Here is a 12,389-nt window from a genome sequence, read left to right as displayed (position 1 = left end):
CCATGATTTCTTTGCGCTTTTTAGATATAACTCAAATGCTTATTGCGCAAGTAACTCCGGTTTATCGCCGTAAACCGGCACTAACGTTTTCTCATAAGCCGCTTTTAATTTGCCGTTGGTTTTAAATTCGGCAATTTCTTTATTGATCACATCCAACAGAGCTTGATTACCTTTTTGTACCGCCGGAGCGATTTGTTCCGCAGGTCCTACGCTACCGATTGCCACGTCAAAGGTCGGGTTTTCTTTTGCCCACGCCCAGACCAACGCGTTATCGTGGGCTAACGCTACGCCGCGTCCGTCTTTCAATGCATCAAAGGTTTCGGTGTTTTGATCAAACTTCAACAGATTAATTTCCGGGTGATTTTTAGTGAAATAGGCATCGGCAGTTGTGCCTTTATTAACTAATAAGGTTTTACCCTCCAACTGTTTGAGGTCGGTAATTAATGCACCTTTCGGCGAAACAACACCTAATGCTACGTTCATATAAGGTGCGGCAAAATCAACGACTTCCGCACGTTCCGACGTTTTAGTAAAGTTCGCTAAAATCAGATCGACTTTATTCGATTTAAGGTATTCGACACGGTTTGCCGCTTCGGTTAAGACAAATTCCACTTTGTCCGGACTGCCGAGTAAATCATTGGCAATCTCTTTGGCAATTTCGACATCAAAACCTTGGCTTTTTCCGTTTGCATCGACATAACCGAACGGCGGTTTATCGCCGAATACACCGATACGAATTACCCCTTTTTCTTTAATTTGTGCCACACTATCTTTTGCTGTTGAAGATTGAGCGTTATTCCCATTGTCACATGCGGTTAAGGTAAAAGCTGTAATTGCGGTTATCAGTAATGTTTTTAATGTTGTGCTAAGTTTCATAGAACTCTCCTCGTTAATATAGTTTGTAAAAAATTGGCTAAATTTAACCGCTTGTATAAATTAGTAATCCATCCCGTTTAAGAACTGTTTAGCTCTTTCGGTTTGCGGTTGTTTAAAAAACTGATGCGGCGGTGCTTGTTCGATAATCACACCTTTATCCATAAAGACAATCCGATCCGCCACTTTCTCGGCAAAGCCCATTTCGTGGGTAACGATTAGCATCGACATTCCTTCTTCCGCCAGTTCCAGTACCACATCTAGGACTTCTCGCACCATTTCCGGGTCGAGTGCCGCAGTAATTTCATCGAGTAAAATCACTTCCGGATTCATACACAAGGCACGTACAATCGCAATACGTTGCTTTTGTCCGCCGGATAATTCTCGAGGGAAGGCGTTTTTTCGATCGAGTAAACCAACACGAGCGAGTAATTTATCCGCTTGCGCCTCGACTTCTTGGCGTGAACGTTGTTGGGCTTTGATCGGGCCTAATAAAATATTCTCGATCACATTTAAATGTGCGAATAACTCGTAACTTTGGAACACCATACCGACTTTTTGGCGAGAGGCTTCCCAGCTTAAATCTTTACCGAATTCGCCGACATCTTGCATCACAATGCTACCGCCTTGTTTTTCCTCCAAACCGTTTATGCAGCGTAATAACGTACTTTTACCACAGCCGGACGGGCCTAAAATCACTACTACTTCGCCTTTGGCTAAATCCAAATCCAAATTGGGAATGGCGACCGTTTCGCCATATTTTTTATGTAAATTACGGATAGAAAGTAACGCCATTTAGCTCTCCCATTTATGTTCTAAGCGTGTTGCGAATAAAGATAACGGATAGCAAATCAGAAAATACAGAATAAAAATTAAGCCATAGACAAAAAAGGAGGCACTTGGATTCGTCAATAACGCATTTTCGATAATTTGCTGTCCGACTTTAACCATTTCGATCACCCCGATTAAGGCGGCAAGCGAACTGGTTTTTACCATGCGGGTAAACAGATTAATCGCCCCCGGTAATACTCGACGTGTACCTTGTGGTAATTCGATATATTGAAAAATCTGCCAACGATTTAGACCTAATGCTTTTGCGGATTCGATTTGGTGTTTTTCAATCGAGGCTAACGCTCCTCGTACCAAATCGCCCATTTCGGCAACACCCCATAAGGTAAATACCCATATACACACCCAAAAACCGCTGATATGCAGATTAAACCAAGTAGATAGCCCAAAGTAGAGCGCAAATAGCCAAACTAAAATCGGTACGATACGAATGGTTTCCAAATAAAAACGACAAACGGCACGTACAAATACATTATTCGCTCGCATCAGTAAGCCGAATAGTGTGCCGAATATCAAGGATAAACCGACCGAAATAAATGAAATCTGGGCGGTTAGCCATAAGCCTTGTGCAAGTCTGGCGGTATTTTGCCCTTCGAATAACCAATCAAACCCCATATTTTGCACTCCGTACTTTATTTTCAAAGTGGCGAGCTAACAGTGAAATCGGCAATAAAATCACTAAGTAGATGGCAAACAGTAAGAACAAGGCTTCATTGGTTTTGTAATCCATACCGATGATATCTTTGGTCACAAACATTAATTCCGCCACGGCAACCGCACTAATAACCGATGTTTCTTTAATTAAAAACAGCACATTTGCACCGATAGCCGGAATGGATACCGCCCAAGCTTGCGGAAAAATCACATAGCGAAACACCTGAAAACGATTTAACCCGATCGCTTTTGCCGCTTCGGCTTGTCCTTTCGGTACCGCGAGTAAACCGGCACGTAACGCTTCCGCCATATAGCTTGCGCCAAGAAAAACTAAGGCAATAATCCCACAGGTAAAACCGTCCCATTTAATGCCGATTTTCGGTAAGCCGTAATAAAGAAAGAAGAGTTGAATAAGCAGAGGAGTATTACGAGATAATTCAATATAACCGCGAGCTAAGCCGTAAAACGGTTTAACTTGATAAGCGGTAACAATCGCGATCAATAAGCCGAAGACTAACGACAGCAAAATCCCCCAAAATGAAAGCTGGAGCGTAATGATTGCCGCGTCAATAAAGCGTGGAATCGCATTAACAACGTAAGACCAATTCATAGTAAACAGTAGGTGCGGTTAAAATAAAAGATTTAAAAACGGGAGGAATTGTTGATCTAATTAATTAGAAAGGGAAAGTATAAGAAGCTATTTTTTATAGCGTTTAGTTATTTTGTACAGGTAAGAAAAACGGAAAATTCGACCGCTTGCACCAAAGAAAAAACCACTCGATAAGAGTGGTTTTCACATTTAAACGATAAATTAACGATGAGCTTGATTTAACGGCACTTCCGCATCCGGCTCTTTGGTAATACGGTTACGTAAATCACGACGAATGACCTCAATTGTCCAGAACCAGAAGATGTGACCGACTAATTCTGAAATGTGTTCGTATAAAGGCCATTCCGCAACCAGCGGTGTTAAACCTAATGCCGGGAATGTGATGTAGTGTACACAGATGTTTGCGATGATACCTGCACCGATACCTTGCCAGAATTTAATTTTCGGGAATACTTCCGCAACTAAGCAGTAACCGATAGCGAACACTAATGAGAAAATCATATGTGTTACGCCGATTGAGTTAAATGTGTGATCCGCAAAAGTAAATGCAACCGTGTTATAAGGGTCGATACCGATGTAATCACGTAAGAAAACCGCCGGAGGGTTTAATACCGCACGAGAGCATTGCTCTAATGCGCTGTTCATCGCTAATGAGCCTGAATTTAATGCGTCTAAAACCGGTTGCGGACACGCAGATTGGAATAAATCGATCGGGCTACGCGGTGGGAAAGGATGTTCCGCACCCCATTTTACGAATGCTGAAATAATACCGGCGATAATACCGACGAATACCGCTAAACCGTAACGACGACGGCTCGGATTTGTTTGTTCGAAGATGCCCATAATAAGTTCCTATAAATAAAAAGAAAAAATAAAAACATGTTTTTTATGGTTTTTGAAATAGCATTTCAAAAACTCGGGGTTATTTTCTACTCAATTTATATAAATTTTAATCTATAAATTTAAATAGGATAATTTTTTATTACTTAACATAAAAAAACCGGTCAAGTTATTCGCCTGACCGGTTGATTTTTTTAGGTGAGTATTAATAAGCTAATTTATATACTTCCAAAATTTCTTCCGCCGTACACTCTCTCGGATTTCCCGGCGTACATACGTCGTTAAACGCATCAATAGAAAGCGCAACCAAATCTTCTTCTTTTACTCCGATTTGCGAAAGTTTTTCCGGAATACCGACATCTATCGCAAGCTGTTTTACCGCCGCTACCGCCGCATCACGGTATTCCGCCTGAGTCATTTCATCCACGCCTTTCACGCCCATTGCGCGTGCGATTTCACGATATTTCTCACCCGTGTAATTTTTATTAAATTCCATCACATAAGGTAATAACACCGCGTTGGCGATACCGTGCGGCGTATCGTAATAAGCAGAAAGCGGATGTGCCATTCCGTGTACTACACCCAAACCGACATTTGAGAAACCCATACCGGCAACATATTGACCGAGAGCCATTCCCTCACGCCCTTGCGGATCATTTTCCACCGCACCGCGTAAGCTACGAGCAATAATTTCGATCGCTTTTAAGTGTAACGCATCAGTTAATTCCCACGCCGCTTTAGTGATATAACCTTCAATCGCATGGGTTAAAGCATCCATACCGGTTGCCGCGGTTAAGCCTTTCGGCATAGAGGACATCATATCCGGATCTACCACCGCCACCGCAGGTACATCGTGCACGTCCACACAAACGAACTTACGTTTTTTCTCTTCATCGGTAATCACGTAATTAATTGTAACCTCTGCTGCCGTACCAGCGGTGGTTGGTACTGCAATGATCGGAATACATTTTTGATGCGTCGGTGCCACACCTTCTAACGATAATACATCGCTAAATTCAGGGTTATTGATGATAATCCCGATTGCTTTCGCACTATCAATCGGGGATCCGCCACCGATGGCAATCAGATAATCCGCACCGGATGCTTTAAATTTTTCTACACCGGCTTTGATCACATCGACCGACGGATTCGCTTTTACTGCGTCAAATATTTCGTAAGGTAATCCCGCCGCATCTAATAAATCGGTGACTTTTGAAGCGACGTTATATTTAATTAAATCTTTATCGGTTACCACTAATGCTTTTTTAAAACTGCGACTTTTGACTTCATACACAATGTGTTGAATCGCACCTTTACCGTGGTAACTGGTTTCATTCAGAATCAAACGATTTGACATACAATATTCCTTCTTAAAGTTAAAAATTCATTTTCCGATAAGGAAGGTAAGCGGTCTTATTTTCTGATTTTTTTGCAAATTTTATGGAAAACTCGACCGCTTGATAGCTCCTTTTATAGTTATTTAACTAACACTTTCCAGCAGCGGAAACCGTAGATAGCGATAGCAACGAAGCAAATTAACGGTAGGATAAATGAGAAGTTTACCGCCGGCATACCCGCAACCGTACCCATATCGATAATCGAACCTTGAAGCGGCGGCATTAACGCACCGCCCACGATAGCCATTACTAAACCAGCCGCACCGAGTGCCGATTCTTCACGTTGTCCGTCAAGCGCAATACCATAGATAGTCGGGAACATTAGTGACATAAAACCGGAGGTCAATACAAGGCAATATAAACCGCCCATACCGTCAATAAACATTACCCCTAAGATACTGAAGAAACCGCCTACAGCAAACAGGAACAACATTAATTCCGCTTTAAGATATTTCATCACAGCAGTACTGATAAAGCGGCTACTGATAAAGAGCGCCATTGCCACAATATTCCAGTTTTGCGCTTCCGCTTTAGTTAAACCAATACGTTCCGCATATTGGATAATGAAGGTCCAACACATAATTTGCACACCGACATAGAATACTTGTGCTATCACACCCTCACGATAACGTGCATTTTTAATTAAACGACCGAATGATTCTTTCACAGAGATTTTACCGTGTTCATCCATTTTGGTTGCAGGCATTTTGTAAAGCGCAATAATGATAAAGACCACCAATACCACAATACCAATCGCCACATACGGGTTACGAATCATTTCTAAGTCGTTGGTTCTAACCACCGCTTTTTCCGCTTCCGATAAAGTATTGAACAGTAAGTTACCCGCCGCATCACGTTTTTCCGATTCAAGGTTGGTTAAAACGATTTGTGAAGCGACAAACATACCGGTAATCGAACCTAGCGGGTTAAAAGATTGCGCTAAATTTAAACGACGGGTTGCGGTTGCCGGATCACCCATTGAAAGAATGAACGGGTTCGCCGTAGTTTCCAAGAACGCTAAACCGAACGTAAGAATATAAAGCGACCAAAGGAAGAACGAGAACTGTTCATATTTTGCCGCCGGGATAAACAGGAACGCCCCAATGGCATATAATGCTAAACCTAATAATACACCCGCTTTATAGCTATAACGGCTGGCAAACAATGCGGCGGGAATCGCCATCGTACCGTAACCGCCGTAGAAAGCGAACTGTACGAGAGCGGCTTCGGAAGCCGGAATTTCCATTACGGTTTGGAATACAGCTACCATCGGGTTGGTAATATCATTTGCAAAACCCCAAAGGGCAAATAGCGTGGTGATCAGGATAAATGGCACCACAAATTTTTTCTCAAGAACTTTAGCTGTCATAGGACGTTCCTTTTTCGTTGTTTATGAAGATGTCATTACATTTCTCGATTACATTTCTCGATTACATTTATTTTTCTTCGACCCAAGAACCGTAAGATTTGAATTTTTCCAATACGGTTTGCATCTCTTCTTTGGATAACGTCGGAAGCGGTCTGCCTGTTGCAAGCAGTTTTAGATACCACTCTGCAATTACTTCAACTTCATGAGCAATACCTAATGCTTTATCCAAGGTCTTATCTGCGGTAATTAAGCCGTGATGCGCCAGTAAAATCGCTTTACTTTGCTTAATCCCTTCACGCACATAATCGGCTAATTTGTGTGTGCCGAAAGTCGCATAAGGTACGCATGGAATATGATCGGTTCCGGTACAAGCAATCATATAGTGAATAGCCGGAATATCTTCGCCGAGGATAGAAGCGGCGGCGCAATTCAATGCGTGATTATGCACGACCGCATTTAATTCCGGACGCGCTTCATACACGGCTAAATGGAATTGCCATTCGCTTGACGGTAACTTACCGTCTTCGTGTTTACCGTCTTTATCCACATAAACGATACTGTCTTCGGTCATTTGTTCGTACGGCGTACCGGTTGGAGTAATCAGCATACCGTCTTGATAACGTACGCTAACATTACCTGCCGTCCCTTGGTTTAAACCGAGACGTGTCATTTCAAGGCAAGTATCGATAATTTGTCGAGCCAGTTCTCTGCGATTCATAGTGAACTCCTTTAATTTTTTATGATGAATTCTGTTAATGGTGTAAATTTTTATTTAACGGGCGTAACCCCTTTTTTGATGATGATGTTGCCGTATTTCGCTAACTCGCCGGTAACCACGACCGCATAAGCGGTTTTCGCACGATCGTAAAAAGCAAAGCGTTCTACTCGCTCGACTTTCGGGGCTATGCCGTTTACTTTTTTAATTGCGGCTAAATAACGTTCTTCGACACTCGGATCCAACGTGTCTCCCGGTACGGCTTGCATCATTGCTAACGGGGCTTCGACATACTGGTCGAATTCAAACAGCGCCGAAATTCCTTCTAATAAAGTGGCGACACCGATACCGTCCGCACGAATCACTTTGGAATGAATCGAATGCGCCGGAAAATGCGCATCGGAAAGGACTAATTCGTCACCGTGCCCCATTTCCGCTAACACTTTGAGTAATTCCGGAGAAATTGCCGGATGAATACCTTTTAACATCTTGAACTCCTGTTTTTTCCTAGAACGAATGCCTAAATTTTCACCAAGCGGTCGTTTTTGGGCAGCACTTCACAAAGCCGGCAAGAAATTCGATCGCTTGCAGCTAATATAGATAGGGATTCGTAACTTAATGATGATTAATAAAACTGACTGTTAGTTGATGGTTCTACTCGTTGTACATTCGGTTTCATTGCCTGTTGCGCTTGTTCCGGCGATGAGAAAACACCCGCACCGGCAAAAGTGAACATTGCCGCACCCAACACGGTACTCTCAGGGAAATCCACCACATCCAGCGGTCGATTTAACACATCGGCACGAATTTGATTCCAAAGGGCGTTTTTAGAACCGCCGCCGACACAAATCAAACTTTCCGCATTAAATTGACCGACCTGTTCTAAAACGGCTAAACCGGCTTTTAAGCGATACGCCATATATTCCAAGCCGGCACGGTAAATTTCGCCGCGGCTTGTATGCATGGACAAACCGGTAATCGATCCGCTTTCCGTTGTCGTACCGTCAAAATTACCGACTAATTTCACACCGTTTGCACCTGCCGGCACCGATTGTGCTTCGGAGATCATCGTGCCGTAATAATTATCTTGACCGACTACATCGGCAAAGAAACGTTTGCCCAACCATTCCATCACACCGGACGCAACCCATTGCACGCCGGGGTTGAAACCGCCGGATTGACTGTCAAATTCAATCGTCAAACCTTGCTCAACAAATTTCCATTCAGGTTTAGCTTGTTGGCAACGCGACATTAAAATTTCCCACGTTCCCGAACTTAATACCGGTTGGTTATAACCGGCTCCGGAGCCGAAAATGGCGAATTGCGTATCATGACCGCAAGAAATTACCGGAATTTGATCGCTTAAACCTAACTCATCGGCTAATGTTGTTTTTAAAGTACCGATAACTTCGCCGGCACTTTTCATCGGTGGGAAATGCGCTTCGGTTAAGCCTAATAATGAGAGAACCTCTTTATCCCAATCATCGTTTTCAATATTGGTCATCATAGAAGTCCCAGCCATAGTGCGGTCGGTACTTTGCACGCCGGTTAGGCGATAGGTCAAAATAGACGAGATAAACAGAAAACTGTCCGCCTGAGCATAAAGTTCAGGTTTATGTTGTTTCAACCATAATAATTTGAATAAAGTGTTAAAACTATAATGCCCTACCCCGTTACGTTGATAAAGTGCTTCTACGTCAATTTTATCGGCAAGCTCCGCCATAATCGGTAACGTACGAGGGCATTTCCAAGAAATAATCGGATAAAGCTGGTTGCCGGCTTTATCAAAAATCGTGCCGTCCACGCCAAAGGTCGTCACGGAAATCCCTACGATAGATTGGCGTTGTTGCGCTGAAAGTTGTGAAAGGGTGCTTTTTGCACAAGCCATCAATTTTTGCCAAATTTCTTCAATATCCCAAATGTGATAATCAGGGTTTTCTTCCCCTGCTTGGGTATTATTGGCAAGGTGTTGCATCGCGAGAATTTTCCCGCTTTGATCAATGGCAATCGTACGTAAATTCGTCGCACCGCAGTCAAAAATAAGGGCAATAGACATAAATATTATTCTCCCTTTACTTCCGTTCTAAAGTGGGTAAAACCCCTCTCCCGTAGAGGGAGAGGGAGGATATGTTTTATTTATATAACGGACCGAAGTTTGCACATGCACGGTAATCTTGGCCTTCTTTATCTTGACCGAAACCGTTCCATGCACTTGGACGGAACACATCTTTATCTTCGACGTTATGCATACATACCAGAATACGTAACATTGAAGCTAAAGTAATTAAGTCCGCACCCACGTGACCGTAAGTCGCCACACAGTGGTTTGCACCCCAGTTCGCCATCACGCTATATACATCGGTAAACGCACCTTTACCGGTTAAACGTGGTACAAACCAAGTACAAGGCCATGTTTGGTCGGTACGTTTGCTTAAGGTTTCATGTACGTGTTGAGGTAATTCGACCGACCAACCTTCTGCGATTTGCAATACAGGACCAAGACCTTTAATAATGTTGATACGGTGCATGGTGAACGGCATACCGCCTTTGGTTAAGAATTGAGAAGATAAGCCGCCGCCACGGAAGTATTCGTGTACAGCCGGACACCAACGGGTATTTTCTAAGCAGCGTTTACCGTCTTCTTCGGTCACTTCCCAAGCCGGTTTAACGACCGGATTACCGTCTTTATCCGTATGCTGACCGGTACCGTCTAATGCAGCCGAACCGGAATTCAATAGGTGTAAGAAACCGCTTTCCGGACGCCAGCCTGTAACACGTTCAACCGAATCTTCACTCCAATAAGTACGCACGTCCGCAAAGATTTGCGCTTGACCAGTTAATTGATTTGCCAACAACATACCGACACCGTTTAACGAGTCGTTTTCAGTAGCTAAAATGTGCGGCGCACGCACACCGTTCCAGTCATAGGTTGAATTTAGAATCGCTTCCATAAAGTCGCCGTTCGGTAAATGGTCGGTCCATTGACGTTGTCCTTGGAAACCGGCGGCAACCGCATTATGACCCATTGATTCTTCTACATAACCGAGTTCGGCTAAACGTGGATTACCCACCATTAAATCACGTCCGATAATGGTCATTTTCACCACATCTTCCCAAAGTTTGGCTCGTTCTTCCGGACTGCGTTGGTTTTGTTCCGCATTGACATCAATACCGTCTTTGCAATATTGTTTTACCCACTCCATCGCAAGTTTAAATTCTTCTTCATCGTAAATTTTGCGATCTAAGCGGCGTTTAATTTCGGTCATATCGACGTATTCGTTACGCATACCGAGATATTCTTGGAAGAACGGTTGATTTACGATAGAACCGGCAATCCCCATTGAAACGGAACCGATAGATAAATAAGATTTACCGCGGATATTCGCAACCGCTAAACCGGCACGTGCGAAACGTAATAATTTTTCACGAACGTCGGCAGGAATAGATTGATCATTCGCTTCTTGAACTTCCGTACCATAGATTGAGAAAGCCGGTAAACCTAATTGGCTGTGTCCTGCTAATGCAGCCGCTAAATACACCGCTCCCGGGCGTTCGGTACCGTTAAAGCCCCAAATCGCTTTCGGCATATGCGGATCCATATCGATGGTTTCAGAACCGTAACACCAGCAAGGGGTAACGGTAATCACCACACCGACATTTTCAAGTTTAAATTTTTCGGCACAAGCCGCCGCTTCCGCTACGCCGCCGATAGTGGTGTCGGCAATCACGCATTCGACAAAATCGCCGTTTGGGTGGCGAATTTCCGATTGCAATAATTCGGCAACCGCTTTTGCCATATTCATTGTTTGTTCTTCTAAAGACTCACGAACCCCCATGCGGCGACCGTCAATTGTAGGGCGGATACCAATTTTTACTGGAGTTGATTTCAAGGTTGTCATAATAAAATCTCCCGATTGGTTAAAAGAAAAGAGAAATGAGTGTTTCGACAAGGGCTATTATGCACAAGCAAGATTTTTAACGAAGGAAAACTCCAAACTCGTTAAAGTTTTGTGAGTACGATCACAGAAAAAAGCCGTTTTTTCTAAAAAAAGCAAAAAAACAAATGCCCGATTTTGCAAAAACAGGCAAAAAATCGGGCATTTATTCGCAAAAAGACCAATTAGAGAACAATTTCTATACTATTTTGTGCGCAATAATTTTGGAGTGTTTGAGGGGGAAGTTGATTGACAAATAACTTATCCACTTCGGATAAGTCCGCCATTTTGAACCGATCTTTACGTTCAAGTTTACTGTGATCGACTAATAAAAAGACTTGTTTGCTATTCGCTAATAATTTTCGCTTAAAGGCGATATTCACCTCATTGGATTCCCAAATCGCACCGTCCGCAACACCGGTACAGGAAATAATCGCAATATCAATTTTTAAGCGAGATAACAATTGTTCGGACAACGGACCGTAAAACGCATTATATTTTTCGACATAAACGCCGCCGGTCGCAATCGTCTCGATATGCGGTTTATGCGATAAGCTGTAAATAATCCGCATCGAGCTGCTGACCACTTTACACGGAATATTCGGAATTCGTTGTGCCACATTCCAAGCGGTCGAACTGGCATCTAACGCAATCGTCGCTTCCGGAAACAAATGATGAATCACATTATCCGCAATCATTTTTTTCGCATTACTGTTCATACGCTGGCGAACATGAAACGAACGGCCGACATCCCGTTGTTTATTGCTTACCGCTCCGCCGTGAGTACGATGTAGCAGCCCTTCCGCCGCCAATTTATTTAAATCTCGACGCACCGTTTCGACCGAAACATTAAACTGTTCGGCAAGTTCTAAAACGCTTGCCTGATGAAATTCTTCCAAATAGCGAATAATTAACGAATGACGACTTTCCATAATTTTTTAACTAACAGTTTACAAAAATGCGACTAAATCTAACCGCTTGCCGACTGGCTGTCGAGCGACGAAATCCAAATATTAGAGTCCGATCACATTATTTTTAAATCCCTGAGAAAAAGTCGGAACAAGCGGTCGAATTTCCCTAAAATTTTGCAATGCAAACGTTTGCGTTATCCGCTATAATGGCAGAGAATTTTTTTATTTCTCAAATA

12 protein-coding genes are annotated in these 12,389 nt (G+C 43.1%); all 12 read right to left on the bottom strand.

Going from position 1 to position 12,389, the window contains the following annotated elements; genetic code table 11:
• Nucleotides 1-39: 39 nt before the first annotated feature.
• Nucleotides 40-876 (bottom strand): cysteine ABC transporter substrate-binding protein, encoded by an 837-nt coding sequence (locus DY200_RS08800; RefSeq protein WP_115587720.1) that lies wholly within the window; start codon nucleotides 874-876, stop codon nucleotides 40-42.
• 60 nt (nucleotides 877-936) lie between these two features.
• A complete protein-coding gene (locus DY200_RS08795; RefSeq protein WP_115587719.1) occupies nucleotides 937-1,668 on the bottom strand; it encodes an amino acid ABC transporter ATP-binding protein in 732 nt (243 codons plus the stop codon).
• A complete protein-coding gene (locus DY200_RS08790; RefSeq protein ID WP_115587718.1) occupies nucleotides 1,669-2,337 on the bottom strand; it encodes an amino acid ABC transporter permease in 669 nt (222 codons plus the stop codon).
• Nucleotides 2,327-2,986, bottom strand: coding sequence for an amino acid ABC transporter permease (locus DY200_RS08785; protein ID WP_115587717.1), 660 nt, complete (start codon nucleotides 2,984-2,986; stop codon nucleotides 2,327-2,329). Before DY200_RS08785 ends, DY200_RS08790 begins: the two co-directional genes overlap by 11 nt.
• A gap of 201 nt (nucleotides 2,987-3,187) precedes the next feature.
• A complete protein-coding gene (locus DY200_RS08780; protein WP_115587716.1) occupies nucleotides 3,188-3,829 on the bottom strand; it encodes a YagU family protein in 642 nt (213 codons plus the stop codon).
• A gap of 202 nt (nucleotides 3,830-4,031) precedes the next feature.
• Nucleotides 4,032-5,183: a lactaldehyde reductase gene (gene fucO, locus DY200_RS08775; protein ID WP_115587715.1), complete on the bottom strand. Its 1,152-nt coding sequence runs from the start codon at nucleotides 5,181-5,183 to the stop codon at nucleotides 4,032-4,034.
• Between the two features lie 119 nt (nucleotides 5,184-5,302).
• Complete coding sequence (gene fucP / locus DY200_RS08770; protein WP_115587714.1) at nucleotides 5,303-6,592, bottom strand: L-fucose:H+ symporter permease; 1,290 nt, start codon at nucleotides 6,590-6,592, stop codon at nucleotides 5,303-5,305.
• Between the two features lie 67 nt (nucleotides 6,593-6,659).
• Nucleotides 6,660-7,310 carry an L-fuculose-phosphate aldolase gene (locus DY200_RS08765; RefSeq protein WP_009874964.1) on the bottom strand — a complete coding sequence of 217 codons (651 nt, stop codon included), beginning with the start codon at nucleotides 7,308-7,310 and terminating at the stop codon, nucleotides 6,660-6,662.
• A gap of 50 nt (nucleotides 7,311-7,360) precedes the next feature.
• Nucleotides 7,361-7,795, bottom strand: coding sequence for an L-fucose mutarotase (fucU, locus tag DY200_RS08760; RefSeq protein WP_115587713.1), 435 nt, complete (start codon nucleotides 7,793-7,795; stop codon nucleotides 7,361-7,363).
• A gap of 137 nt (nucleotides 7,796-7,932) precedes the next feature.
• A complete protein-coding gene (fucK, locus tag DY200_RS08755; protein WP_115587712.1) occupies nucleotides 7,933-9,363 on the bottom strand; it encodes an L-fuculokinase in 1,431 nt (476 codons plus the stop codon).
• Between the two features lie 76 nt (nucleotides 9,364-9,439).
• Nucleotides 9,440-11,206: an L-fucose isomerase gene (fucI, locus tag DY200_RS08750; RefSeq protein ID WP_115587711.1), complete on the bottom strand. Its 1,767-nt coding sequence runs from the start codon at nucleotides 11,204-11,206 to the stop codon at nucleotides 9,440-9,442.
• Nucleotides 11,207-11,427: 221 nt separating this feature from the next.
• Nucleotides 11,428-12,174: a DeoR/GlpR family DNA-binding transcription regulator gene (locus DY200_RS08745; RefSeq protein ID WP_009874967.1), complete on the bottom strand. Its 747-nt coding sequence runs from the start codon at nucleotides 12,172-12,174 to the stop codon at nucleotides 11,428-11,430.
• Between the last annotated feature and the right edge of the window lie 215 nt (nucleotides 12,175-12,389).

Origin of the sequence: Actinobacillus lignieresii, from assembly GCF_900444945.1 — a bacterium.
In the GTDB taxonomy this organism is placed as follows: Bacteria; Pseudomonadota; Gammaproteobacteria; order Enterobacterales; family Pasteurellaceae; genus Actinobacillus; species Actinobacillus lignieresii.
This window is presented reverse-complemented; position numbering and strand designations above follow the sequence as displayed.

Excerpts from the sequence above, each read along its gene's own strand:
- DY200_RS08800 (WP_115587720.1), bottom strand. The coding sequence starts at position 876 with ATGAAACTTAGCACAACATTAAAAACATTACTGATAACCGCAATTACA.
- DY200_RS08795 (WP_115587719.1), bottom strand. The coding sequence starts at position 1,668 with ATGGCGTTACTTTCTATCCGTAATTTACATAAAAAATATGGCGAAACG.
- DY200_RS08790 (WP_115587718.1), bottom strand. The coding sequence starts at position 2,337 with ATGGGGTTTGATTGGTTATTCGAAGGGCAAAATACCGCCAGACTTGCA.
- DY200_RS08785 (WP_115587717.1), bottom strand. The coding sequence starts at position 2,986 with ATGAATTGGTCTTACGTTGTTAATGCGATTCCACGCTTTATTGACGCG.
- DY200_RS08780 (WP_115587716.1), bottom strand. The coding sequence starts at position 3,829 with ATGGGCATCTTCGAACAAACAAATCCGAGCCGTCGTCGTTACGGTTTA.
- fucO (WP_115587715.1), bottom strand. The coding sequence starts at position 5,183 with ATGTCAAATCGTTTGATTCTGAATGAAACCAGTTACCACGGTAAAGGT.
- fucP (WP_115587714.1), bottom strand. The coding sequence starts at position 6,592 with ATGACAGCTAAAGTTCTTGAGAAAAAATTTGTGGTGCCATTTATCCTG.
- DY200_RS08765 (WP_009874964.1), bottom strand. The coding sequence starts at position 7,310 with ATGAATCGCAGAGAACTGGCTCGACAAATTATCGATACTTGCCTTGAA.
- fucU (WP_115587713.1), bottom strand. The coding sequence starts at position 7,795 with ATGTTAAAAGGTATTCATCCGGCAATTTCTCCGGAATTACTCAAAGTG.
- fucK (WP_115587712.1), bottom strand. The coding sequence starts at position 9,363 with ATGTCTATTGCCCTTATTTTTGACTGCGGTGCGACGAATTTACGTACG.
- fucI (WP_115587711.1), bottom strand. The coding sequence starts at position 11,206 with ATGACAACCTTGAAATCAACTCCAGTAAAAATTGGTATCCGCCCTACA.
- DY200_RS08745 (WP_009874967.1), bottom strand. The coding sequence starts at position 12,174 with ATGGAAAGTCGTCATTCGTTAATTATTCGCTATTTGGAAGAATTTCAT.